Origin of the sequence: Hyphomicrobium sp. (assembly GCF_019753045.1) — a bacterium.
GTDB lineage: Bacteria > Pseudomonadota > Alphaproteobacteria > Rhizobiales > Hyphomicrobiaceae > Hyphomicrobium_B.
In genome coordinates this window covers 242050-268412 of sequence record NZ_JAIELN010000006.1, presented here as the reverse complement: position 1 = coordinate 268412, position 26363 = coordinate 242050, and the positions used below count along the sequence as shown (strand labels likewise).

At 57.8% G+C, this 26363-nt stretch carries 18 protein-coding genes, 1 tRNA gene and 1 pseudogene; 11 read left to right on the top strand and 9 right to left on the bottom strand.

The window, feature by feature from the left end; translation table 11 throughout:
• The first annotated feature begins 67 nt into the window (after positions 1-67).
• The 11 genes from K2Q04_RS08025 (at position 68) to K2Q04_RS07975 (ending at position 13423) form a co-directional block, all read left to right on the top strand.
• Entirely contained in the window at positions 68-829 is a 762-nt protein-coding gene (locus K2Q04_RS08025; RefSeq protein ID WP_291161655.1) for an SDR family oxidoreductase, read from the top strand.
• 17 nt (positions 830-846) lie between these two features.
• The gene (locus K2Q04_RS08020; RefSeq protein ID WP_291161653.1) at positions 847-1593 is read left to right on the top strand and encodes a creatininase family protein; all 747 of its coding nucleotides are present in this window, start codon (positions 847-849) and stop codon (positions 1591-1593) included.
• Between the two features lie 167 nt (positions 1594-1760).
• Entirely contained in the window at positions 1761-3200 is a 1440-nt protein-coding gene (locus K2Q04_RS08015) for an NAD(P)/FAD-dependent oxidoreductase (RefSeq protein ID WP_291161651.1), read from the top strand.
• 200 nt (positions 3201-3400) lie between these two features.
• The gene (locus K2Q04_RS08010; RefSeq protein WP_291161650.1) at positions 3401-3781 is read left to right on the top strand and encodes a hypothetical protein; all 381 of its coding nucleotides are present in this window, start codon (positions 3401-3403) and stop codon (positions 3779-3781) included.
• A 106-nt stretch (positions 3782-3887) separates the two neighbouring features.
• On the top strand, positions 3888-4283 hold the full coding sequence (locus tag K2Q04_RS08005; protein ID WP_291161647.1) for a FixH family protein: 396 nt from the start codon (positions 3888-3890) through the stop codon (positions 4281-4283).
• Complete coding sequence (locus tag K2Q04_RS08000) at positions 4280-5740, top strand: efflux RND transporter periplasmic adaptor subunit (protein ID WP_291161644.1); 1461 nt, start codon at positions 4280-4282, stop codon at positions 5738-5740. Before K2Q04_RS08005 ends, K2Q04_RS08000 begins: the two co-directional genes overlap by 4 nt.
• Complete coding sequence (locus K2Q04_RS07995) at positions 5737-8895, top strand: efflux RND transporter permease subunit (RefSeq protein ID WP_291161641.1); 3159 nt, start codon at positions 5737-5739, stop codon at positions 8893-8895. The genes K2Q04_RS08000 and K2Q04_RS07995 overlap by 4 nt, the downstream gene beginning before the upstream one ends.
• Positions 8896-9275: 380 nt before the next feature.
• The gene (locus tag K2Q04_RS07990; RefSeq protein WP_291161638.1) at positions 9276-9605 is read left to right on the top strand and encodes an adenylate cyclase; all 330 of its coding nucleotides are present in this window, start codon (positions 9276-9278) and stop codon (positions 9603-9605) included.
• A 98-nt stretch (positions 9606-9703) separates the two neighbouring features.
• Positions 9704-11068 carry an efflux RND transporter periplasmic adaptor subunit gene (locus K2Q04_RS07985; RefSeq protein WP_291161635.1) on the top strand — a complete coding sequence of 455 codons (1365 nt, stop codon included), beginning with the start codon at positions 9704-9706 and terminating at the stop codon, positions 11066-11068.
• A gap of 1 nt (position 11069) precedes the next feature.
• Positions 11070-13043, top strand: coding sequence for an ABC transporter permease (locus tag K2Q04_RS07980; RefSeq protein ID WP_291161632.1), 1974 nt, complete (start codon positions 11070-11072; stop codon positions 13041-13043).
• Between the two features lie 294 nt (positions 13044-13337).
• A tRNA-Leu gene (locus K2Q04_RS07975) sits at positions 13338-13423 on the top strand.
• Positions 13424-13679: 256 nt separating this feature from the next.
• On the opposite strand, the gene K2Q04_RS07970 is transcribed toward K2Q04_RS07975, so the two are convergent.
• The 9 genes and pseudogenes from K2Q04_RS07970 to K2Q04_RS07935 all read right to left on the bottom strand — a co-directional run bounded on the left by K2Q04_RS07970 (position 13680) and on the right by K2Q04_RS07935 (position 25156).
• The gene (locus K2Q04_RS07970) at positions 13680-14495 is read right to left on the bottom strand and encodes an ABC transporter ATP-binding protein (RefSeq protein ID WP_291161629.1); all 816 of its coding nucleotides are present in this window, start codon (positions 14493-14495) and stop codon (positions 13680-13682) included.
• 18 nt (positions 14496-14513) lie between these two features.
• The gene (locus tag K2Q04_RS07965) at positions 14514-15533 is read right to left on the bottom strand and encodes an iron ABC transporter permease (protein WP_291161626.1); all 1020 of its coding nucleotides are present in this window, start codon (positions 15531-15533) and stop codon (positions 14514-14516) included.
• Entirely contained in the window at positions 15530-16552 is a 1023-nt protein-coding gene (locus K2Q04_RS07960) for an LLM class flavin-dependent oxidoreductase (protein ID WP_291161624.1), read from the bottom strand. The genes K2Q04_RS07965 and K2Q04_RS07960 overlap by 4 nt, the downstream gene beginning before the upstream one ends.
• Positions 16549-17595: an ABC transporter substrate-binding protein gene (locus K2Q04_RS07955; protein ID WP_291161621.1), complete on the bottom strand. Its 1047-nt coding sequence runs from the start codon at positions 17593-17595 to the stop codon at positions 16549-16551. The genes K2Q04_RS07960 and K2Q04_RS07955 overlap by 4 nt, the downstream gene beginning before the upstream one ends.
• A gap of 82 nt (positions 17596-17677) precedes the next feature.
• Positions 17678-20083 (bottom strand): TonB-dependent receptor, encoded by a 2406-nt coding sequence (locus K2Q04_RS07950; protein ID WP_291161618.1) that lies wholly within the window; start codon positions 20081-20083, stop codon positions 17678-17680.
• A gap of 1006 nt (positions 20084-21089) precedes the next feature.
• Positions 21090-23471, bottom strand: coding sequence for a metallophosphoesterase (locus tag K2Q04_RS07945; RefSeq protein ID WP_291161616.1), 2382 nt, complete (start codon positions 23469-23471; stop codon positions 21090-21092).
• 198 nt (positions 23472-23669) lie between these two features.
• Positions 23670-23951: a hypothetical protein gene (locus K2Q04_RS07940; RefSeq protein WP_291161614.1), complete on the bottom strand. Its 282-nt coding sequence runs from the start codon at positions 23949-23951 to the stop codon at positions 23670-23672.
• Positions 23952-24011: 60 nt separating this feature from the next.
• A pseudogene (locus tag K2Q04_RS22190) lies at positions 24012-24161 on the bottom strand (DUF3011 domain-containing protein); the annotation flags it as partial.
• A gap of 218 nt (positions 24162-24379) precedes the next feature.
• The gene (locus K2Q04_RS07935) at positions 24380-25156 is read right to left on the bottom strand and encodes an AraC family transcriptional regulator (RefSeq protein WP_291161610.1); all 777 of its coding nucleotides are present in this window, start codon (positions 25154-25156) and stop codon (positions 24380-24382) included.
• Between the last annotated feature and the right edge of the window lie 1207 nt (positions 25157-26363).

Here is a 26363-nt window from a genome sequence, read left to right as displayed (position 1 = left end):
AATGCCGGTGCTCGTTTGGTGTGACGAGATCTCACTTTTCACTCAATAGGCTTAAAAAGGAAGAACAATGACGGACCGGAAGAATGTCGCGCTGGTTACCGGGGGAACCGGAGGCATAGGCCGTGAAATCAACAAAAGGTTCATCGACGCGGGTTACATCGTCGTCGCCGCGGACATGAATGTCTCGCCGGACGACTCAAGCCGGCAAGCCGCTGATCAGCCCAAAGGCGTTTTTCTTTATCGTATGGATGTCCGCAGCTCGAAGGACATCGATGCGTGCATCGCCTATTGCGCATCACTGGGTCGCCTCAAGGTCGTCGTCAACTGCGCGGGCTTGCTGCGCCACGGCCTCGTCGAAGACATCACCGACGATGCGTTGAACACGGTGTGGGATGTTAATATTGCGGGCGCCGCTCGCGTATGCCGTGCCGCGAGCCCGCATCTTTCCGAGGGCGCGTCGATCATCAATATTTCGAGTGTGACCGGCAGCATCGGCCGCATGCGCGGTGGCGCCATGTACGGGTCTTCCAAAGCCGCACTCGACGCATTGACCAAGTATCTCGCGATCGAGTTGGCGCCGCGCGGAATTCGCGTGAATGCGATCGCTCCGGGATTTATCGCGGTGCTGCCGATGAGCCCATCTATGCGCTTCATCGCTCACGCCGACAATGATCAGGACGCACTTGCCTGGTGCATAGAGCAAACGCCGATGGCGCGTCCTGGTCGAGCAGACGAGATTGCCGGACCCGTGCTGTTTCTCAGCTCCGATGACGCGTCCTACATTACGGGTCACGTCATGATGGTCGACGGCGGTGTGACAGCAGCTTAATCGCAGGAGCACCGCCAATGCCACGCTGGGATAGGCTCACGAGCCCGGAAATCGGAGACCTCGTTGCACGAGGGATGGATCTTGCGGTCTTACCCATAGGCGCAACTGAGCAACATGCCGCGCATTTGGCGACCGGAACGGATACGATTTCCGCGGAGATGATCGCCGAACGCGCCGCGGATGCAGCGGGCGTTCTCGTCCTTCCATCCATTGCCTATGGGTGCTCGCACGGTCATACGCATCAGTGGCCGGGTACACTTTCGTTGGACCCCGTGACGCTCACGGGACTGGTCTACGACATATCGACTTGGGCAATACGTTCCGGCATCCGCCGGATCGTTTATCTTTCGGGGCACGCGACGAACGGCCCACCGCTCGGCAGCGCGATTTTGCGGCTCCGCTACGAACAGCCTGATGTCCGCTTCCGGCAGCTTGGGCTTTGGGACATTTCGCAGCGCTGCGGCCAACTCTACTCCATGGACGCGGAGGACTTTCACGCCAATCGCGGCGAGACCTCGCTTCTTCTGCATGCCGCTCCCGACATGGTGCGAATGGAGAAAGCCTTTGACGTGCCGGACGTCACTCCGGGATGCGTCTTCCAATATCCGCCTCCGCGCACGACTCCCACTGGAGCCGTCGGAAAGCCCAGCGAAGCGACTGTCCAATACGGCCACGAGATGATGGACCTTCTTGTCGAGGACTTCACGGCGCTTCTGAAGAAAGCGCTCGCGGAACCGTGGCCAACCATTCCACCGGGTCCGTGAGTGCAGGATAGAAGCCTCGCGGCGATAACGTCCAACAATCAATTCCACCGTCTATCGCCTTGACATCAGCCAAAAGGTCTAATTAATAGACCATACTGCACATTGAGGTAGCATGAGGTTCGTCCGTGAATTCTGAGACGCCGGCCACGCGACGTGGGGCTGCATCTGTGGCGATTATCGGCTCCGGCTTCAGCGGCATCGCCGCAGCGATCGCCCTCAAGAAAAGGGGCGTGGAAAATTTCACGATCTTCGAGCAGGAAGCGAACTTCGGGGGCACCTGGTACAACAACCGATACCCCGGCGCGGAAGTCGATCTTGAATCTCACATCTATTCGTATTCATTCGAGCGCTACGACTGGACGCGCAATTACGCCAGCCAGCAAGAGCTGTTGGACTATCTCAACCGCGTCGCGCGAAAGTGGAAGTTGGCCGAGCACGCGCGCTTCAATGAGAGAGTATCCTCCGTCGTCTGGTCCGATCAGAAAAAGCAGTACACGATCATCACGGCGTCCGGCGCCGAGCACGGCCCCTTTTGCTCGGTAATCAGCGCGGTAGGTTTTCTCAATATCCCCTTGCTCCCGCCGTTCGCGCGCGGAGAGACGCCCTTCAAAGGTCCGCAGTGCCATACCTCGCGCTGGCCCGCCGGCCTCGACATGGCAGGCAAGCGTGTCGGCATTCTGGGAACGGGATCGTCAGCCGTCCAAGTCATCGGTGAGGCGGCCCGCGTCGCGAAATCCGTCAAGATCTTTCAGATCGAACCCAATTGGCTGCTGCCAAAGGATGCTCGCGATTTCACGCCGCGAGAGCGGTTCTGGAATCAGTTCGCCCCGGTTTACTGGTGGAGGCGCTTCAGGTTGTACACGGGTTACGACCGGCGTTCTTATGGCTCCAGTCACGCGCGCAAGGAGGGCCGGTCGAACCGCCGTCGCGACGTACTATCGCGGAAGTTCCTTCAAGACTCCCTTGGAGATCGTCCCGATCTTCTGAAACTTGCGACACCTTCGTTTCACCACGAAGCGCGCCGGACCGTCATCAGCGATACCTACTATCAGGATCTTAAAAACCCCAAGGTCGAACTCATCCCGCAAGCGGTTAAGGGACTAACCGCCACCGGCGCTATCGATGCGAGCGGCGTGGAACACGAACTCGATATGATCGTCTATGCGACGGGGTTCGATGCCGCCAATTATCTCGGAGGATTTTCGGTCAAGGGCGAAAACGGGATCGATCTGCATGAAACTTGGAAGGGAGAGCCGCAGGCGCTGCTGGGTCTGATGGTTCCGGGCTTTCCGAATTTCTTCATGATGTACGGTCCGAACACCAACAGCGTTCCCCTTGTTTCGTTCTATGAAGCGCAGGCGAACTTCGCGGCTTCGCTCATCTCGAAGATGTTGCGAATGAAGAAATCGACGATCAGCGTAGTGCCTGACGCGTATCGGCGGTTCAATGCGTGGCTGCAGGCAAAGCTCGCGAAGACGGTTTGGGTATCGACGACCAGCTATTTCCAAGGCCGCACCGGAAAAGTCGTGTCGCAATGGCCGTTCAGCGCCTCGGCGTACATCGCCGCGACAAAGCTAGCGAAAGCATTCGCCGTTCGAATTCGCTAGCGAAGGGCGCGGCGTTTCCGCAAGGATTTGGACCCCTGGCGGAGCTTTAGGTGGCCCGGCCTCATCGCCGGGTGCCTTTTCTTTACATTGTCTTCACAAATCGTGCGCCAAGCATTGCGTGAGGGATGTGGACCGCGAATTTGCCCAAATCGCCACATCCTCATTGCCCGCTCGACCGACCTATGGCAGCGTAAAATGTGATGAGGCACCGTTTTTACCATCGCTGGTTCGTTTTCTTTGGGCTGCTCGCCATGTTCGGTGCGCTGTTGTCGATGCCGCTCGCCGCAACCTACGCGTACGCGATGTCCGGCAAGGCCTCGGTGTCGGCCTCCGAGGCGATGCCGGCACAGGGCGACGAGATGCCGTGCCACAAGAAGATAAAGAAGCCTTGCCCGAACTGCCCTCAAAAGGTGTGCCCGGAAATGGGCAACTGTCTGGTCAAGTGCTTCCAGCCTTTGCCGGCCCCGGTATCCGAAGCCGGACTACATGTCGATGTCATCGCCGATCGCGTGGCGCCCGCGATCTATGCGGTGCCGCCGAGTTCGCTGATCCCCCCTCTCCTTCGACCTCCCAGTCTCTGACCCGCGCCCTTCCGGCGTGAGCAATCGCTGCGGCCTATGCCGCGGCCTGCATGCGCGCGCGCCATAACGGCTGCGCGTAAGTTCGAGACATCAGGAGACATTCAACATGCGACGTCATTCATCGCGCGCGCTTGCCGTCGGCTTCGCGCTCTTCATGGGCATGGCCGGTTCGGCTCTGGCCGATTCCAAGGACTACGAGTTCCAGCTGCTTGATAAGGAAGTGAAGCAGGGCGCGGCGGTAATCTCAGTCAAGCTCGTCCACAAGCCTTCGGGTCGTGCCGTTGGCGATGCCGTCATCTTCGCCAAACGCATCGACATGGGCCCAGACGGTATGGAGGAAATGACCGCCCCCCTGGACCCCGAAGATTCGACCGCGTCAGGCGTTTACCGGTTCAAAACGTATCTCGGCATGGCAGGCGACTGGGCCTTGTCGCTCGGCGCCAAGGTGCAGGGTGAAACCGGAACGGTCGAGAACAAGCTCATCATCAAGGCCCTCAAATGAGTGCCCTAAGCAAGGGATTGGTTTTCGTCGCAGCGGTCATCGCTGCGGCGGGAGCCGGACTGTGGGCGGGCCAGAACGGCATTGTCCGCCTGCCGTCCCATCCCACGGCGGCCATAAACGCGCCACGCGCGGAACCAACAGGCCCGGTGATCTATTACCGCGACCCCGACGGGAAGCCGTTCTATTCGTTGGCGCCGCGCAACACCGACGGCGGCGCGCCCTACGTCGCGGTCCACGCCAGCGAGGACGTGTCGTTCGAACCGAAGCCAAAGACGCAGGCAGCGCATTCCTCCGTTCCCGGCGTCGAACGAAAGATCAAATTCTACCGCAACCCGATGGGACTGCCGGACACCTCGCCGGTGCCCAAGAAAGACTCCATGGGAATGGATTACATCCCCGTCTACGAGGGCGAGGACAGCGACGACGGATCGGTGAAGATTTCTCCCGGCAAGATCCAGCGAACCGGCGTTGAGACGGTTGTCGTCATCAAACGGCCCCTGACGCGCACCATCCAGGCACCGGGCGTGGTGGCGCTCGACGAGCGCCGCATCGCAGTGGTGGCGCCGAAGTTCGACGGCTATGTCGTCAATGTCGGCGACGTCACCACGGGTACCCATGTGAAGGCCGGCGACGTGCTGGCGACGGTGTTCGGCCAAGCCGTGCTTGACCAAGCCGCGCGATTGCTCATCGAGCAGAACTCAGACTCGACGCGCATCGACGAGGCCGCGTCTCCTCCGGGCCTAAAGGGGCCTGCGGGCGTCGTCGGCGCTGCGCGCCGCCTGCAAAACCTCGGTGTGCCCGAGGAATTCATGGAGCAGGTGAAGCGCGAGCGCCGCGTGCCGGACACCTTCACCATCCGCGCACCCATCAGCGGCGACGTTCTCGAACGCAACTGGAGCGATGGCCAGGGCTTCAAGGCGGGCGACGTCGGTTTCCGCGTCGCCGACCACTCGATGGTTTGGATGATGGCGAACGTCGCCGAAAGTGACATCGGCGCAGTCGAACCAGGCCAAGCGGTGACGGTCACCACGCGCGCCCACCCCGGCCGCATCTTCAAAGGCACAGTAAGAGTCATCTATCCGCACCTGATGAAGGAAACCCGGACCGTTCAGGTCCGCATCGAGATGCCCAACGCCGACCGCGCGCTGCTTCCCGACATGTACGGCGAAGTCCAGATCGCCACCGGCGGCAATGAGCCAGCACTCATCGTGCCGTCCAGCGCCGTCATCGACAGTGGCAACCGCCAGGTCGTTCTCCGCGATATGGGCGAAGGCCGCTACGAGCCGCGGGACGTGAAGGTGGGCCATCGGGGCGACGGTGTCGTCGAGCTCACTGGCGGGGTTTCCGAGGGGAACCGTGTCGTAGTCAACGGCAACTTCCTCATCGACTCGGAAAGCAATCTCCAATCCGCACTGAAAAGCTTCCAGACTGGAGCAACTCCGGAGGCCAACCAATGATCGGACGCCTGATCGGCTGGTCGTCACGGAACCTGATGCTGGTGTTCATTGCCACTGCCTTCGCCGTTGTGGCGGGCATCTGGGCGGTGAGGACACTGCCGCTCGACGCCATCCCCGACCTCTCGGACACGCAGGTCATCGTGTACACGGAGTATGCGGGGCAAGCGCCGCAGGTTGTCGAGGACCAGGTCACCTATCCCCTCGCCACCTCGATGCTGACTGTGCCACGCTCCAAAGTCGTGCGGAGCTTCTCGTTCTTCGGTGTCTCGTTCGTCTACGTCATCTTCCAGGACGGCACCGACATCTATTGGGCGCGTTCACGCGTGCTCGAATACCTCAACGCAGCCGCCAAGCGCTTGCCTGTTGGCGTTACGCCGACGCTCGGGCCCGACGCGAGCGGCGTGGGCTGGGTTTATCAGTACGCATTGCAATCCAAGGACAAGTCGCTCGCCGAGCTGCGGTCGATTCAGGATTGGGAGATACGTTTCGGGCTTTCCAAGGCCGAAGGTGTGGCCGAGGTCGCAAGCGTCGGTGGCTTCGTCAAGCAATACAGCGTGACGGTGGACCCGAGCCGCCTCAGGAGCTTCAACATCCCGCTCGATAAGATCCGCGACGCCATCCGCAACAACAACATCGATGTCGGCGGCCGGACGTTGGAGCTGGCCGAGCACGAGTTCATGGTGCGCGGCCGAGGCTACCTCAAGGGCGTGCAGGACCTCGAGAATATCGTGGTCAAGGCCGATGGAGGTACGCCGGTCTTGCTGAAAAACGTCGCGAGCGTGGAAATCGTCGGCGACGAACGGCGCGGGATTGCCGAGCTCAATGGCGAGGGCGAAGTGGCGAGCGGCATCGCACTGCAGCGCTCAGGCGCGAATGCGCTCACTGTCATTGATAACGTCAAGGAACGGCTGAAAGAGATCGCACCGTCATTGCCGGCCGGAACGCAGGTGGTGCCGGTCTACGATCGGTCCGAACTCATCCACCATGCCATCGAGACTCTGAAGCAAACACTGCTCGAGGAGAGTCTCGTGGTCGCGGCGGTGTGCATCATCTTCCTACTGCACTTGCGCAGCGCGCTGGTCGCCATCCTGATGCTGCCGGTCGGCATCCTCATGGCCTTTTTCGCCATGCGATCGCTCGGAATAGGCTCCAACATCATGAGCCTCGGCGGCATAGCCATCGCAATCGGCGCGATGATCGACGCGGCGATTGTCATGATCGAGAACGCCCATAAGCATCTGGAGCGTGCACCCAAGGGCAAGCCGCGACTGGAGATCCTGGTTGAAGCCGCGACTGAGGTCGGGCCAGCGTTGTTCTTCTCGCTGCTGATCATCACCGTGTCGTTCCTGCCGATCTTCAGCCTCGAGGCGCAGGAGGGCCGGTTGTTCGGACCCCTCGCTTTCACCAAGACCTTCGCCATGGCTTCGGCGGCTCTGCTCTCGGTGACGCTGGTCCCGGCGTTGATGGTCGTCTTCGTGCGCGGGCGGATCATTCCCGAGGCCAGGAACCCCATCAATCGCGCGCTCATCGCCATCTATCGGCCGGTGATCAATGGCGTGCTCAAGGCCAAGACGCTGACCATAATCGTGGCCGGCGTGGTGCTCGCGACGTCGGCATGGCCGGTGACTAAGGTCGGCAGTGAGTTCATGCCCAACCTCAACGAGGGCACGCTGCTGTTCATGCCGACAACGCTGCCGGGGCTCTCGATCACCAAATCAGCCGAGCTGCTGCAGATGCAGGACCGCATCATAAAATCGTTTCCGGAGGTGGCTTCAGTCTACGGCAAGGCGGGTCGCGCTCAAACGGCGACGGACCCGGCCCCGACTGAGATGTTCGAGACCATCGTCAATCTGAAGCCGAAGGAGGAATGGCGGCCCGGCGTCACCACCGACAGCCTCATCGCCGAGATGGACAAGGCACTGCAGTTCCCCGGCGTCTCCAACGCCTGGACGATGCCGATCAAAGCCCGCATCGACATGCTGTCGACCGGCATCAGGACGCCGGTCGGCATCAAAGTCATCGGCAAAGACCTCGCCGAAATGGATGGCGTCGCCCGCCAAGTCGAAGCCGTTCTCAAATCCGTCCCAGGCACTTCCAGCGCGTATGCCGAACGAATATTGGGCGGCTATTACCTCGAGATCGTCCCCAACCGCGAGCGACTGGCTCGCTACGGACTGATGGTATCCAATGTGCAGGACGTAGTTTCGACGGCGCTCGGCGCTGAGCCCGTCACGACCACCGTCGAAGGCCGCGAACGGTATACCGTCGCCATTCGCTATCCGCGCGACTTGCGCTCCGATCCGCAGGCCATCGCCAAGGACGTCCTGGTGTCGCTGCCGGGGGGCGGCACGGTGCCGTTGGGCGAGGTCGCCGACATCCGGCTCACAAAGGGCGCCACCAGCATCCGCACGGAGAACGCCAAGCTCGCCACCTATGTCTACGTCGACATCCGCGATCGCGACCTCGGCGGCTACATCGCCGATGCCAAGAAGGCCGTGGAGACGCAGGTGAAGTTGCCGACAGGAACCTACCTCGTGTGGAGCGGCCAGTTCGAGTATATGGAACGCGCCGAGGCGCGCCTGCAGATGGTTGTGCCGGTGACGCTGATGATCATCTTCCTGCTGCTCTACCTCAACTTTCAGCGCTTCACAGAAACCCTCATCGTCATGTTGTCACTGCCGTTCGCATTGGTCGGCGGCTTCTGGCTGATGTGGTGGTTGGGCTTCAACCTCTCCGTCGCGGTGGCGGTGGGATTCATCGCGTTGGCCGGCGTCGCCGCCGAGACTGGCGTGGTGATGCTGATCTATCTCGACAACGCCAAGCGCGAGATCCAAGCCGAATGCTTGCGTGAGCGCAGGCCATTTACCCGCGAGGATCTTCACCACGCCATCATGGTGGGCGCTGTGGAGCGCGTGCGGCCGAAAATGATGACGGTCGTCGCGATCATGGCCGGTCTGCTGCCCATCATGTGGAGCACCGGCGCCGGGTCGGAAGTGATGCAGCGCATTGCCGTGCCGATGATCGGCGGCATGATCTCATCAACGCTCCTTACTCTGATCGTCATCCCTGCGATCTACGGCCTGGTGAAAGGCTGGCGTTTGCCGACCAAGGCCCAGACGCCAGCGCCGATCCTCGATGGTCCGTTAGTCGGATGAAGCCGATGCCGCTTCGGGGAGTTCGTAATGAAGGTCGATCGAACGCGAGCTTTAGTCAGCTCATTTATCGGCGCTATTATGCAGAAGCCGAACTAAATTTAGATCGAGACCAACGAAAATAGAAATGCAATTTGCGACGTCGCCGCGAAATGCGGGCGACGCCCTTACATTACTTTCGGCTCAAGAGGGAACAATCTAGAAGTTCCTAATATTATAGCCCCTTATAGCACATGGGCCATGCCTCTGGGAATTATGCCAGCAATTGGCAAATCAATTGTACAAAAATCTACCGGAGGATTGTGGGTTCGCGACGCGCTGTGAGCGACGCGAGCCTACTCGGGGTGACGCATGGAGTGAAATTCACCCAAAGGAGCTCTCCCATGAAACACTCGATCATCAGCCTTCTTTTTGCAGCTTCCATCGCAGGGTTGCCAATGTTCCCTGCTCTTGCCGCAAACCCGCATGCCGGTGGGACAACCGGCCAGCCCAGTCAGTCGTGCGAGACAACAGGTGGCATCGGTGTCAGCACGTTCCGCCCGGGTAACACGTTCTCCTCGCCGGGCTCGCCTTTCAATGATGTGACACCGGGCACGTCCGCCTTACATTACGCCGGCCAGCCCGGCACACCGTCGGCGGCGAACGGTAGTTCGAACGCTGTGGGCCAATACGATGTGGCTTGCTTCCAGCAATCACAGAAGCAACTTCCATAGTTTGAATGCATAGTTATTGAACGCGCGGGCGACGCTGCAAAGGTTCTTATCGCTCTTCGGCGTCGTCTGCGCTCTTCCGCTCAATCGGGAGAAGTTCGATGTTGCGATTTACTGCCGTCATCGCTGGATTCTCCACACTCGTTACGGGATTGACGTTCGCTCATAATGACGTTTTGCCTTCGCAAACATTCATTACGGCTCCTGTGGAGCGCGGCACGCTATCCAAAACCATTACTGCTACCGGAACTGTCGAGGCGCGTCTGACTGTCGACGTCAGTTCTCAGCTCTCCGGCCGGGTTGCGGATGTATTCGTCAGTTTCAACGATACAGTTACAGCGGGACAACCGATCGCGCGGTTGGACCAAGCGATTTTCGGGGCCCGTGTTACCGAAGCCGCTGCAGCGCTGAATGTGGCAACCGCCTCCGCCGAGATGCAACAAGTAGCCGTCTCCCGAGCCGGCGTCGGGGTAAGCAGTTCGCACACGGCACAAAAGTTGGCTGAGGCTCAATGCGAGGCCGCAAAAGCCAGGCTGGCAGAAGCGGAGCGCGAGCTCAATCGCAAACTCGCTCTCTCAAAGACCGGCGTAGCATCTGAACGCGAACTCACTCAGACGCAGGCTCTCAAGGAAACGGCAGCCGCTGACGCAAAAGCCGCGGGCGAGCAGATTCATCTCAAAGAGGAAGCGGTGGCGATCGCAGAAGCCGAACTGCAAATGGCGGGCGCGGAGCTGCACAATGCGCAAGCCACCGTCAAACAGCGGCAGGCGGCGCTCGATCAAGCGAGGCTCGATCTCGATCGCACCGTGCTTCGGGCTCCAATCAATGGTGTGATTTTGAAGAGAGACATCAATCCCGGCCAAACGATCGCCGTTACAATGGAGGCCAAGACGCTCTTCCAGATTGCGAACGACCTCAAGGAAATGGAAATTCATGCGAGGATCGACGAAGCCGACGTCGGCCAGCTCAGACCCGGGCAAGCGGCGAGATTCACTGTTGATGCGTATCCGGATCGAATGTTCAGCGGAGAAGTCCGGCAAATCAGGAAATCTCCCGAGACAACACAAAACGTCGTGACGTATACGGCCATCGTATCAGCCCAAAATCCCGATCTTTTACTCCTGCCAGGAATGACAGCAGCCCTTCGCGTTTCTGTAAGCGATGGCGCTGTGGCGTTGAAAGTTCCGAACGAGGCGCTGCGTTTTCGTCCGGTGGCGTTCAAGGCCGCGGACTCTTCGGCCCGTCGTCCGATAACGCAAGATTTGACTGCCACGGGTGACGGCTCGCCGGCCCTCGTTTGGATCCCTGACGGAGAGGGCGGCTCATTGCCTGTTGCCGTTCGTATCGGACAGCGGGACGCAAAAGGCGCGCTGTTGCTCGACGGTCCGCTGACCGAGGGCGAACTGTTGATCGTCGGCGTGCTGAGCCCGGAGCGTCACCTCGTCAATGCACAAATGGGCCTGTGATGTGCCAGAGCCACTCGTAAACGCAATCGGGATTTCGAAGCAGTACGCGTCGGGAAGCACGGCTGTCAGCGCTCTTGCGAACATCTCCTTGTCGATTTGTAGAGGTGAGTTCGCTGCAATCGTCGGCCGCTCGGGTTCGGGCAAATCAACGCTCATGCACGTGCTCGGGCTCTTGTCCAACCCCGATAGCGGTCGCTATCTGCTCAAGGGCGAGGATGTCGCCGGTCTCTCGGCAGATGCTCGCGCCGAGATGAGGTGCCGTAGGATCGGTTTCGTATTTCAGCAGCCTGCACTTCTGCCGCGAGTAAGCGCGCTCGACAACGTTGCGTTGCCTCTCGTCTACGCCGGTATTCCCGTAGCCGAACGCCTGCGTCGCGCGAAGGCGGCCCTCGAAGCTGTCGGGTTGACCGATCGACTCCATCATTGGCCAAACCAACTTTCAGGTGGAGAGCAGCAGCGTGTGACAATCGCGCGAGCAATCGTCCACAAGCCTGATCTCATCCTGGCTGATGAACCAACGGGCGCCCTTGATAGCGCGACGTGCCAGGAAGTCCTCTCGATCTTGGACAAGTTGCATAGCGATGGCCACACGATTGTCGTCGTGACGCATGCAGACGACGTCGCCGCACGCGCCGAGCGACGCATTCGATTGCACGATGGCAAGCTCGCCGCGCCCGAAGCAACTGTGGAGCCTCCAAGGTTGGAGGTGTCACAGAACCCCACGCGTACAAGGGGTGGCGCCGGCTTCATCGAGAGCTGCAGAGCCGGGCTTCGCGCGCTTAATGCCAACCGGCTGCGAAGCGGCCTGACCGCCCTTGGTATCGTGATTGGTATTGCGGCTGTGATCTGCATGGTTTCCTTGGCGGAGGGCGCACAAGCAGAGGTGTCTGAAAAAATCAGGACGCTCGGAGCCAATCTTTTGGTTGTAGTTCCCGGGACGCAGACGACAGGCGGCGCCCGCCTCGAAGCCGGTTCGGGACGCACGTTGACTGAAGATGATGCGAGGGCCATCGCCGACCAAGTCCAAGGGGCAAAATTGGTAGCACCGCTCATTTCCCGCCCGCTCCAGGTCGTCAACGGAGACAGGAATTGGGCAACGCTCGTCGCTGGGATCAATGACGACTATCTCATGGCTCGGGAATGGACGATCGCGAAGGGCCGCGCCTTTACTGCTGATGAACTCGCTGCCGGCGCCAAAGTCGCGATCGTCGGGGCGACAATTGTCGATCAAATGTTCGCGGATGATATCGAACCGGGCGTGACATTGCGAATTGGGGACGTTCCCTTCGAAGTGATCGGCGTCTTGGATAAGAAAGGGCAAGGCGCGGCTGGCCGCAGTCAAGACGACGTTGTGTTTATACCGCTGGCCACAGCCAGAAGCCGCGTGCTTGGAAGTGTCCTCGGGGGCAGGCGCTCGGCGCTCAATTTCATTATCGTGAAGGAAGCAGACCCCGACGATGTCCCCACGCTCATGAATGATATCGGCCAACTTATGCGCCAACGGCATCAGCTGAGAAGCGATGCTGCAGATGATTTTGCAATTCAGAATCCAGCCGACGTCCTGACAGCGCGAATGGAGGCGCAACGAGCGCTCACAACGCTTCTCATTTCTATTGCGTCGGTATCGCTGTTGGTTGGCGGCATCAGCATTATGAACGTGATGCTCGCATCAGTCATCGAGCGGACACGCGAAATCGGAATCAGAATGGCGGTCGGCGCCCGCCGTCGCGATATTCTGAGGCAATTTCTGATCGAAGCGGCAATGATGGCATTAGCCGGTGGAGCGATTGGAATTGCAGCAGGCATTGCAATCGCCGGAACGACGGCATGGGCGATGGAATGGCCCGTGTTTATCAGCCCCACCGCAGCGATTATCGCGTGGGCCTTTACAGGAGGCGTCGGAGTTATATTCGGGCTCTATCCGGCCCTTCGGGCTTCGCGGCTCGATCCGATTGCAGCCCTGCGCTGCGAGTAGCGGCGCTGATTTCCAAACGTTAGATTTCATCCGGCGCACGTTTCGGGAAATGGACGCCACCGTTCATCCCGATATTGCTCCATACGGCATCAGCGGCAGACCTATCTGCATCGTCGCGCGCAGGATGACGCCCGTCACCGCCCGTTAGCTCATGTCCAACCGCTGGAACTAAGGACCAAATGGCACCGCAAAGTCGCCGGACCGCCTCGTCGGCACAGTTTACGCGATCTCTCGCCCGGATAAGCTGTCATGCAATTGACTTCCGGGCCCGCACAATTTACCTGACACGTCGATGCCCAGATGGCGGAATTGGTAGACGCACTGCTTTCAGGTAGCAGCGCTCACAAGGCGTGGAGGTTCGAGTCCTCTTCTGGGCACCACTTTGCACAAATTTTCTACGTAACATATTGATTTAAATGAAAATTCTGGAAGTTATGCGGGATACAAATTCTTCAGCGCATAGGGCGCTAGATTCTCACACGAAGAGCCCTAATTTGCCGCGTTAGATACGTGGCCGACATCTGGTCACGAAGTAAAAGTGCACGTCGTGACGGTCGAGCACCGTCACCGAATCCGGCAAAGCGAGGTTGAAGAGAGAATTCTAACCTTGGATTTGAAGGCCAAGAAATGGATGCATTAGCTTGCGCCGCGCGGAAAGATCGCTACGCGATTCTCACTCAGCGAAATGCACTCGACGTCAATTCCATAAAGCCTCTGCATGGTGACGCTCGTCAACACCTGCTGCGGCGGACCATCTTGCTCCAGGCGACCGCCAATGAGCAATGCGACACGGCTTGATGCGTGATAAGCGAACTGCGGATCGTGACCGGTCATTAAAATGGTATGACCATCTTTTGCGAGCTCCTTCAAATGCTGAGCAAGAACGGCTTGATATCCGAAATCCAGATTCGCTAGCGGCTCGTCCAAGATCAGCGTTCGAGCTTCCTGAGCGAGCGCACGTGCGATGAGCACCAGCTGGCGCTCGCCTCCCGAAATCCCGCTGTAGACGCGGTCCACTAGATGCCAAATCTCGAGCTTCTTTAGCACCGTTCGCACGACATCATGGTCAAGCTCGGAGGGACTACTCAACAAACCCCTTTTCGGAAGCCGTCCCATCGTCACGACCTCGCGAACCGTATAGGGAAACGGCGTCATGTGAACTTGCGGCACGTAGGCGACACGCAATGCGATCTGGTGGCGGGACAATGATGCGAGCGGCGTTCCATCGATTAAGACTTCTCCCTGCGCAGGAGACGCCAATCCCAACAACAGCCGAAGCAATGTGGTTTTACCAGCACCGTTGGCTCCGAGCAGAGAGACAACTTCTCCCGGCTCGAGGACCAGATTCACACCCCGTAAGACCTCGCGCTTATCGAACTGGAAATGGAGATTACGCGCTTCAAGATGCCCGCCGAGCGAAGTTCCGGACAAGGTCTCGCGCTGTGCTTCCATCAGTTTCCGCTCCGGCCTTTATAGCCACGCCCGACGCGTACGTCCGAGAACGAAAATGAACGCTGGGATGCCCAGCAATTCCGTTACGATTCCGATTGGAATCTCGGCGGGCGTCAAGGCGCGCGCTAGGCAATCGGCACAGAGAAGAAACAGCGCTCCGAGTATCGCGCTGAGAGGAAGCAAGCGGGAGTTTGCCGGACCGAAAAGGAGGCGAGCGAAGTTTGGGATCATCAGGCCGACCCAACCGATGATCCCTGCAATCGAAACCGATAGCGCCGAAATCAGCGTCGCGGCGAAGATTACACCATAGCGAACCACACTCACCGGAACCCCGAGCGCACGGGCTTCATCGTCGCCCATCGACAGCGCGTCGAGCGCCCGGCCGCACATTGTCAATCCCAGAATGCCGGCCAGGGTCGGTACGGCAACGATCCAAATTTGCTTGAGTTCGACTGCCTGTAAACTTCCCATCAGCCAGTACACGATGGCGGGCAATTGATTGTAGGGATCGGCGGTATACTTGACGACCGACAGTAACGCCGTGAACAAAGCCCCGCTGATAATCCCGCCAAGGATGAGAGTGACCATCGTGCCCGGTCCGAAAAGATTGGCAATGAAAACACCGAGCAGCACCGCCAGCAACGCCATTGCAAAAGCCAGCAGTTGGACGATAATCCAGTGACCCGAAATCAAGAGCCCGATTGCGGCTCCGAAACCCGCGCCTCCGAGCACACCGAGGATGCCGGGCGAAACCAAGGGATTGCGAAAGATCGCTTGAAACGCGGCGCCGGAAATTGAAAGCGCGGCGCCGATCAAGACCGCAGCTAAGACGCGCGGAAGGCGGATATCAATGATGATATTGTGTAGAAGCGCATAGCGATCGGGCTCAAGCTGGCGAAGCCCAATCGTCGCCTGAAAAAACTCGACGATTTCGCTAATACTAAGCGGATAACGTCCTAGCGTAAGCGAGAGTGCCATCGCACAAAGCAGCACTAACCCGAGCAGAAACATCGGGGCATATGCGTTGCTTCGGTTCATGCGCCGACCCTGGCCGCAAGTGCTTCTTCGACGCGCGGCCGAACTTCTCTGGCGAGGAGAGTAAGTGAGCGGTTCAGAAGGTCCAACGGTAAGAAGCCGAAGAACGCGCTAAGCGCATTGAGGTATGTTATCCCGAGCTCCGCGTTGAGCTCAAGGATTTGCCGGGCACAACTTTCCGGGCTGCCCGCGATGACCATCTCGCGGTAGAATACCTCGGGGTCAAGTTCCTGCTCGGTAACGATCCCCTTGCGATTGAAGAGGCCGAATCCCTTGAGTCGTCCCGTGAGATTGAGAACCGTCGGCCAAAGTTCCTCGCGCGCACTCGCATCGGTCTCACTGACGTAGACAAATCTTCCAAAGGGAACTTGCCCAACATCGCCACCGGCGTCTGTGAAAGCCCGCAGAATTCTCCGTTGGTTGGCCATGCTGGTGATGCCATGGCAGATGAGCGCATGTCCTTCGCGTGCCGCCCAAGCGGCGGTTTCATCTGAATAAGTCCCGATGAAAATCGGCGGGTGTGGCTTTTGAATCGGCTTTGGCTCGATCGAATAGGCATTTTCGCCAAACGGTATCTTTCCATCTTGCCAGGCTGTCATCACGAACTGCAGCGCCGATTGAAAGCGCTCGTTCACGCTGTCGGGATCTATTCCGTAAACCTCGAGATACCTGCCGTTGCCGCCCCGCGATATTCCGAAATCAACGCGACCGTCCGAGATCACGTCAAGTGTCGCGATTTCTTCGGCAAGGCGCACAGGATGATGAAGCGCAAGCAACAAAACTGAAAAGCCGACACGCAGTCGCCGCGTGCGCGCTAGAATAGCTGATGCGAGAATGAGCGGAGAATGACAGCGTCGGCCCTCGACCTCAATAACGCTTCCCTGAAAATGTTCCTCATTGAGCCATAGGCCATCAAAACCTAGCGCTTCTGCTTTTTCGGCAAGATCGAGCAGCCTTGACGATGAAATTGCTTCCAATCCGCCGGCGCACCCGGAAAGACCAATGCGGAACACCGGCGTCACTTCGATACCCCCGCAAGGCCCGCAAGGATCATATCGATATCCTCGCGACTGAGATCCGTCTTAAAGAATGTGCCGTAAAACGAGCGAACTTCGTCATCGAGCGTAACGTCGGCAAAGAGATCGGGATGGAATAACTTCGCCGCCCAAAGGACCGTGAGAGGCTGTTCGACGGTCCGATTTCCCCACACGTGGACGCCCATCGGGATGGCATAGACACGCTTGTTCTTGATCGCCGAAACGTTGGCAAGTCGCACATCCGCATAAGCGTCTGCGATCTCCGATGCCGACGTGACGATGATGACCTCGGGATTCCATGCGAGGACCTGTTCAATGGAAAAGTTGAATGCTTCGCCAACTCGCCCGTCATCGGTGACGCTACGCCCGCCCGCTTTCGCAATCCACCATTCGGCGATTTTGTGAGGCTGGGTCATACGCTTGAGATCGGTGTAAAGGATGCGCGGCCGTTGCTCGTCGTGCAATCCGTCAACACGACTGCCGAGCCTTTCGATGGTCTGATCGAAATAGCGGCTATAAGCATTGGCCGTATCTCGCTTGTCATAGAGTTCGCCAAGAAGACGCATCACCGCTTTAACATCGCCAGGCTTCTGCCAGGACAAGTAAAGCGTGGGAATGTGCGTGCGGTCGAGCTGATCGATCGTTGGGCGATCCATGGTCAACACGACATCTGGCGATGCCTCGATCACGCCCTCGATATTCGGGCCCTGGCCGGTTTGAATGACGGGACGACTCGCAAGACCCGGCGCGACGACATATTGAAACCGCCAACGCGGACCACCAAGATTGGGCGGCAGGTTGTTGGCTATCGAGGCCGCCTCTCCCATTGCGAAGACGAAACTGTTGAGAACGGGCACGGGCCCGATCGTCCCCACACGCACAATCCTGTCGGGCAACGTGACTGCACGCCCCGCCATGTCGGTGACAATGCGGTCAGCGAAGACCGGCGAAATGCCCGCTGTGAACCCGAGAAAAGCCGCGAGCCATAGTGTCGCTAAATTCTGGATAACCGTCCGTCGAACAAGCATGAAGAGATAACCAGGCGTAGACAGTGTTTAATCGTTGATAGCAAGGGAACGGGATGCCCAAAGGCATCCCCGACGCCGATCCTCAGAACTTTATCGCGACGGTTCCGATAAACGTACGAGGTGCACCAACGTAATACTGGGCGTCCGAACTCAAGTCCGTGTCGTTTGGGGAGATCTGCGAGATGTATTTCTTGTCGAATACGTTCACGACACTGAACTTCAGTGTTGCCTCGTCAAGACCCGCCTTCTGCCTGATGTTGTAGGCAAAGTTGAAATCGGCAGCCGTATAGCCCGCAACTTTGTTGAGGTTCTGCGCATCGCCGTACCGCTCGCCGATAATGCGAACAACCGGTGTAAACGCGAAGTTGTACCAGGTATACGTGACACCAGCCTTGAACATTGATCGCGGCGTATTCGGAATTTGCTTTCCCTTCGTCGAAATCGGAACGCCGCCGCTTAATGTCCGAGTGTCACTATCGAAGGTTTCGGACGAAAGTGTCGCCGACCCAAATGCGAAGAGTTGCGATCCGAGGTTATAGGAAGCTTGCAGTTCTGCCCCATATTCAGTGCTCGAGCCGGTTCCCACGTAATACGCAAGGTTGTTGACGGCGGGGTCATTGATTTTGACCTGCTTATAATCGTGCAACGCGTAAAAGACGCCCGGAACAACTGTCAGCCCATGGTTGCTATACCTCAGCTGAGCCGAGAATTGGTCTGCGATTTCCGGCCTGACGTTGTCGACGAGGTCTTGTAGATCGATGCCCTTCGACTGAAATGCCGCGCGGTTGCTTATGTAGTTGCTTGCCTGCGGTCCCCAGTCCGGCCGGCCGAAGTTGCGCCCGTAGGCGAAATTCGTGCTCCATCCGCCGCCGAAATCCTTCGTGATTCCGAAGTTTGGCAAGAATTCGTTGTAATCCCGCGCGGCTACGCGTGCATCGGCGTATTCCTTCAGACCGGGATAGGATAACGCATCGTCCAGCGTGCCATTGGGAACGCCCGCCGTCATGTAGTACCGCATCTCCGGCGCGCCGAGGTTCATGTAGCGCACGCCTCCCGTCACCGTGACGGATCCGAGCGACTGCGTAACTTGAGCGTAGGGACTGTTGATGACGAAGTTGTCGATGTTCGCGATCGTGTTCCAGTTCGCGAACGTGAGCTCGCCCGACGAAGTGATATTGAAACGACGTTGATCGGTCGGCGGCGGAGGCGGCGCCAGTGACTGCCACCAGTAACCTACCGCTACATCCGTCCCGGTAGCGAAATGTCCATCGTATTCCAGAACCCCACCGAGATTGTCGTTCTGCTGGCGCCATTTCTGGATCTGGTTGCCTGCAGCAGACCACTGCTCCCCGTCATTGTTCCAGTAGTAAGGCTTGAATACGAGATGCTGCCCCTCTGCCAGCCGGTAATCGATATTCGCGAAAACGGCATAATCCTCGGAGCTTACGCGATTGAATTTGTAGTAGTTAGCGCGAGTGGCGAAATTGAATGTTTGATCATAGTCCAACCCATAGTTTTGGCTGAGGTTCTTTGTCTGTGCATACGTGAGCGCTTTGTAGGGGTTGCCGTCGAATTTGCTGTAGACCGCGTTTACATCGACCTTCAGGTCCTCGCCGACCCGTTGGCTTACCCCTATCGCAAAGTTGTCACGCGATTCATCTCCCGCGCCTGTCCATTTGTCGGCGCTGGCGGTAGACCCGGATATGAAGAATTGCGTTCCCGTACTGAGCAATCCGGAGTCGACGCGTGCGAATGTCTTATTGAAGTTCCACGATCCGAAGCTCTCTTCGGCGAAGGCTGAGGCTTTAGCCTGCGGACCAAGAATGATCTGGTCGATCACGCCAGAAGCATTTGAAACGCCAAGGCTCCTGTCGGCTGGCATTGGCCCTCTGTACACGTCGAGACGAGAGATGTTTTCGAGATCGTAGAGATCAGCGCCTCCGACGATCCCCATGATCGGGAGGCCGTTGATGTTCCGCGAGAGATGAAAGTCGCCTTTGCCCCCGATATTGATGTTGCGCGTATTGCTCAGACCAAAAGGATCAGGACTTTCGTAGTTGACCGACGGAATTATATCGGCAGCCTGATAGAAGCTGGTTTGTGCCCCGCCACCGAGAATGTTGAGGCCTTCGCGGCTTACGCTGCTGACACGACCGAGCGTCGGATCGCTTACGATCACGCCACCAACGGTTTGCGCGGTCACGGACGGCGGGAAGACACCCTGGCTATCGAGCTGCAAGCCATTTGCATCCCCGATCGATGAATCTAAGTCGCTCGGCGATTGATTTTGCGTTTTAGCGGAGTTGGCATTTTTAGATGCGCTCTTTTTCTTCGTGACCTTCTGCTTGGCCGGTTCAGCTTGCTTGTCCGAGAACACCGTGACAGGCGGAAGAGGCTTTTCAGCACTTCCGGTATCCGCCTCTTGAGCAAGAGCGGCGATCGGCACCAGGAGCAGCGCACTGCTCAGCACAAGTTTCTTCTTTATCATTGTAATTCTCCCCAAATTCGCACGATCAAATCCGACGACGCTGCGCCGGGACCGCTGTGTTTTTTTTCTGATGGCTTCTCTGTCGCGCGCAGCCGCACAGCCTCCACTTAGAAGCCCGCAGCGCGGCCCTAAGTGTCGAGGATCAGCGGATTTGTTGTGCATTCAGCAAGCGACGATCTTCGAAAAGATCACGCTCATTGTGGAAACGCGGCCGGCAAGCAGCAATGCTGTTGCTACCGTTCCTATGCTGATCTCGCGCAAGATAAGGGCGCACGGCCGCTTGAACAGCGGCGGACAGGTACTCCGACACGACTTCGACTTCCCCCCAAAACACACTCGACGCCCCCCCCGGCGTCACAGTGAACGATATATTTGCACGACTATATCGATACCTCAAATAGAAATTACTTATGTGATCATTTGTGGGGCCGATCGAGGCGGCTACCTAACGGTGAAACGCCTCCGCCAACGCCAGCCACGGCCCCTTATTCAAGCGGCGGTCGGCGCTGCCGCGCGCCAGCTGAATAGGGCCATCATCGATGCGGGGAGTCATTCAGAGACTAGCGTGAGAAAACTTATGGCGGTCGCCCCCATCGGAACCACAGCGGATGCGCTTCAAGGTGCGGTTGATACCTACTTTTCTGCACAGTCTACGTCCGCTTACTCCGCATCGCGACGTCGCTACATGGCTGCAAGATCCCATTAGCGGATATCAGCGCTGATGGGGTGCAATCGTGAGTGCTCTGACGTCAGAAGTCTGCTTCCGAGTGGAGTGCAGATATTTAGGCGAATTCTTCAATGGCAGCCAGGACCGATTGCGGACGTCCGCCGCTGGGCGGCCTACTTGCTGGAGAATTCTGCAGTGCAGAGGAAACCGGCATCAATTGACCGGCAGACAGCGCCCACCGTGAGTAGGCCAGGAGTTCATCGATAAGCAGAAATATGGCGGCTTCTTCCATTAGGGGCCAACGGTAGCAAATATGAATGGTGCGGTTCGCTTTGGAAATCACGTAACCCTGCGTGGCTCCTTAGGTACTGCGTCGATCGTAATCGGGCCCTCGATTAAGCGCGGCTTTAGCGGACTTTTGGGAACGATCAGCGGATTGTGGTCCGGAATAGTTTCTCCCGAATACGGTGCCCGCCAACCGCGCTTTTTCGGAACCTTGTCCAAGCCTATCGGATAGATCGTCAGCTTTCCTGGCTCAAAGCTCATCCGCAAAAAGTTCTTGTAGTTGGCAATGCCGAGAGCGCTAAACGCATCCATATGCATGCCGAACAAAGCCGACGTGAATGCCCAGTATACGCCCCACGCGATTCCGCCAAGCAAGCCACCGAGCAAGACGATTGCGAGTGTGTACGCGGCGACCCCCAGCACAACTGTCGTTAGATCGTTTTTCCCGTCGACTAACGGCGCATAGATCGTCGTGCTGAAAATCGCCGTCAGGATCAGCAGAAGCCCCATGTGAGCAAGGAAATGCAAAGATCCGAGAAAAAATTTTGCGATCCAGTTCACGATCGATGACGTCCAAAGCGCATCGACGTAATGCACCAACCCCATCCAAAGCGCGACCACCATGATGAAAAAGGCCGGATTTGCGAGCATGCCGAAGACAACGCGCTTCGGACTGACGGATAGGAGCAGCTCCTGCCAAAGAGTTCGCATTTCCAGTTTGAAATAGTCGGTCACCTGCCTCAGCTCGTCGTTGCTCAGCTGTTGTCCTTCAAATTTGGGAAGGTCAGGTTTTGGAACATCATCGGTCGGTAGCTGCAGTCGCAGCGGCGCGAGCAAGGCGTCAACGCGCTTGTATGCATCTGCCTTGCAGGCACTCATCTCATGCTCAGCAGCGCGGGCCATCAGTTTGCTCAAGCATACGGCATCCGCGTTGGCGTAGCGGGATTGGCGCATAGAGTCCAACGGGTCGGCCACCGACAACTGAAACATCCAGCCGAACACCATGTAGATCAGGCCGAGCAGGATCGCGAAACGCCAGTTATGGAAAGGCAGCCAGAGATTTCTAAATACGAGCAAACGGCTGCGCCATCTTTCGGGATAGAAATTCGGCGCTTGAAATTCAATCGCTTCAAAAAGCTCGCTCAGGCTTCCGGTCATCCGGCCCCTGGGTTTTTGAGCGTGAGTTCGCGTTGACGTCGCCGATACCGACTTCTCTGTAAAGTCTGTTGCATCGTCCACTCCGACGGCTTCGCGCTCCTCGCGATTGAATGTTGGGCTATCAGAAGCCGATGCGACGCGCTTTGATTGATCGGTCTTGATGGCCCAATTGACCTTCATGCGCTTTTTTAATTGGTGCGTCGCGTGCGCAAACGCACCACCGCCGCCGGACGTTATCATGTTGACGCCGGCCTCTTCAGAATAATAGCGGCTGTAGTGATGAAGATCGCCCGCCAAGACAAGCGGCACCCGAGCGCCACGCGAGCGGGCCAGCATTGTCATCTCATGGATGCCGTCGATCTGCTTATTGATCCAACCAGGTGCATGCGTGATGATGATCACGTTGTCGCCTGGCTTCGTTGCCTCACTCATGGCGTGAAAATAATCGAGTTGCGCGTCGTCGATCGTGTCGGTGAGCGCCAGATCGACGCCCCACAGCCACCAGTCATAGGGCATCTTAAGTGCGAAATAGCTTCGGCGCTGATGACAGCGCCAGCCGCCAATTTGCTTGCCGAGGCCGTGTGTATAGCGATCGCGGGCAGTGCAGAATACGCTCGTGAATGCCGTCAGCCCATCATACCAGTCGTGATTGCCTGCAATGTAGAAAAGCTGCCGCCGGGGCGTGTCGGTCTGAAAGGCCAGATCATAGGGCATAAGGCAACGATCAGTATATTCCTTCACCGTCGCATTCGGATAGGCAAGGTCGCCGCCGAACACGAGTACTTCTCCGGCGGGCAATGACAATATCTCACCTTCAGGACTGGGGACGTCCAGCCTCTCTGAAGCCAAGAGATACGCCATCGCGTATGTTGCCTCGAAGCCATCGCCCAAATCGGCAATGAAATCTAACCAGACCCGGCCTTGCTCATCGGCATGTAGCCGGCGGTTAGAAAAATCAGATGGCAACTTTAATTTGGTCGAATGGACGGAACTGTAATCGTGGCGGCTGCGAAGCTCGTCGGGAGAGCTTTCGTCCATCGCTGCCTGCATGGGTCTCTGGTCGGCGTATTGACCAATCGTACTGGAAATGATCGTCCGTACGGCAACGGTGCCGAGAAGAAGCGGATCAATCCAGTCCACCATTCGGGGTAAGCGGCGATGGCGCAGTCTACGGATCAGGCCTTCCGCTTCGGCGCGCTTTTCGTCGCTGACAGGCAGCTGCTGAGGTTCATCATTGTCGCAAGCGGGCGACAGCTCTTTGAGATCAGCCTTGAACACTGCGTGAAACCCCGCATACGCGACCTACGCTTGAATGGCTATCCTCAGCCAGCAACGCAATACTGCGAAGCCATGTGGATATGACAAGTGATAGATGAGCGGGAATTGGAACGACGACCGATCTTTTTCACGGCAATGGCAGAGAAGCCACGATTGAGAGAGGATGCGTCGTCGTACTTTATAGGAATGTGCGGCCCATCAGAGGCCAGAACCGAGCATCACTGTCGCCTTCGCGCCATCCCATACGCATAGAAAGTTCATGGAGAAATCGCCATCGGAACGCGTCAGTTTCAATTTGCCTTCGACATGAAACCCGTCTTTGTCCGGATACTGGTCTATAATACGATCGATGCGTGGATTGTGCCCCATTGACCGGGCGCGGTCGATAGCAGCTCTCGAGCACCGATCGATGCCATCATCGGATGGATCGCCATCAGTGTCTGCCGCGTCATTGGCGGAATTGTCAGGATTGTCGACCAAGCAACCGGCTCCGTGGCAGCCAGCCGAACCGCCCGGTCCACCATCGGCGAAAACGGCGGAACAGCCACCACCAACCCACACATAACCAGTTCGGGCGTTATAGCCCCAATTTTCCTCTTGTCGGCATTCGGTGCGCGATATTTGCCGAACGATCACGGGCTCACGCATTGCGCGCGCAGAACACTCGTTATAGCCATTGTTGCGAGACATGCAGGTCACGGCGTCCGATCGGGCGAAGGCCGAGAACGTCGGTGGAAGCAAGGGAGCCATAGCAAGGAAGAGGAGGGTGGCAGTGGCGGATGTGAGAAATCGGCGCATTTGTATCCGGATACTGAATGGGTCTCCTGTAAACACTGCACGCTTTGCTTATCGGCTGAAAGGCACTGGACGTACCATCAGAAATTTCGCGTCGATTATTTAATAGGACGTCAGTTTTCTGGCATTCCCTTGGGGCGTTCGATCTGCCGGGGCGTATAATTCAACACGCGGTTCATCGTCGATGAAAGATGGCTGTGACTGGAAAAGCCAGTCATCTCTGCAATTGTCCGCAGAGAAAGGCGCGTGGTGGCAATCAGCAGCGTCGCCTGCCGCAGGCGCAACAACATGAGGTAACGATAGGGCGTTTCTCCGGTGCTTTGACGGAACGCGCGCAAAAAATGTCCAGCCGAGAGACTGCAGAGTTCGGCAAGCTCGGTGAGCGACAGATTATCTGCAAGGTGGGAGCGCATATGTTCATCTACGCGCCGTAGCAACTGCGGGGTCAAGCCTCCGCGCATTATCGTTGGGCTTGAGTGAGATTGGGCGATGCTGGAATGGCGGCGCAGCAGATGAATGGTAAGTGCCGTCATCAGAGAGTCTAGGTAAAGTTGCGATTTCCGCCCGTCAGACGTCGAGGTTTCGGCAGCAATCAGTCGTGCGATAGCAAGCGCACTCTCGTCGGCTGTCGCCGAGGGGCCGCCGTTCCATTCAAATTTGTCAGAGTCGAAATCTGCGGAAACCAAATTACGAACGCGCGCCGGTTCAAGCGCCACGAAAAGATTTTCCTTAAATGATCCCCACTTTGCGAAGAGATCGGCGCCCGCGGGAACAAGTTCCAAATGTCCGACCGGAGCAAACAAGGATGTCCGGTGATCGCTCGCTAAGGCGATGGTGCGTTTGGGCTGGGGAGTGAACATCACCAGCGCGATGTCGGCCCGCGCAGTCATGCGAATTGAACCTGCAGGGGCCTTGGTGACACTTACGCCCCCGAGACTACTCAGACGCTTCGGTCCCCAAGGATCCGGCACGAGGGAAAGCATGGCGGTGGCGTTTTGCATCCGATGGGGCATGCCAGTGCATCTCTTTCCAAGCAGTTCCGTTGGCCGGATATTGCGATAGTCCTGAAATTGTTTCAGTGCGCAGAGTGATCACGGTCGATTTTATGACAGCCTGTCAGAATCCTGATGAATTATTAGAATAGGAGCAAAATTCGTCAATGCCTGGCAATTCGTCTCTATTGGCGCTCACAACGTCAGATCTCATCCGCTACAAGACCTCAAGGCGGCTGTCATTTTCCCCAATGGCAGGATTGTCCCTCTCCGCTTAGGCATCTCGATTGTGCACCCCCCGTGCCATCGAGGTGCCGGTCGGTCTTCTCTTCGATATGCGTGGGGGAGCAACCCGGCGTATTGGCAAAGGAGAATAAGGAAATCATGCGAGCAGTTCTGAGGCCCGCCGCAGTTGCAGCAATCACTTCGGGCATTTTCGTTGCTTTGATCTGCAGCGATGCAGGGGCCGCTCCGCGTTGCGGCGCGCCGGTCTCAGGCACGGCTTCAGCGTTGGGCATTCTCGGTATAGGAAGCGCAGTGGCCCGGGACGAAGCGCGCCGCAACTGGTCTGCTAATGCGGCGATCGCTTATGGTCCGCGCTATGCGTCCTTCGATAATGCACGCGGCGTTCGTTGGAGCTGTAAGCCGGGCTTCATCCTGCCAGCAACTTGCGTTGTTTATGCAGCCCCCTGCCGTTGGTGACGGGCGACCGAGAGGCGGCGGAGTTTCGACAATTTCAATTGACGCTCGATCTTTCTAACCGGCGGAGCGGGGACATTTCCCGTTTGCTCACTGCCTGATGCGAGACCCAAATGACAATTTCGAATTGATCGGCATTCCAGTGTCGATCGCATCGGAGCTTGAATATCGGTTGCCCACAATCGGAACGTCGTACCAGCGCGAGTAGTCTCTGAATTGCCACCTTCGAAATGGACCGCCCTTTCTGCGGCCTTCGTTTTAGTATTTATTGCTGATTGGCAGGTTCAACTGCAAAATTTGCGCGCGATAATAGGCGTAATCTTAGGTCTTATTCGTAGGGCGAACGCTCACCCTTTTCGCGAGCTGCATGGATCAACGGGTATAATCGACAATTGCCAGGTAATGA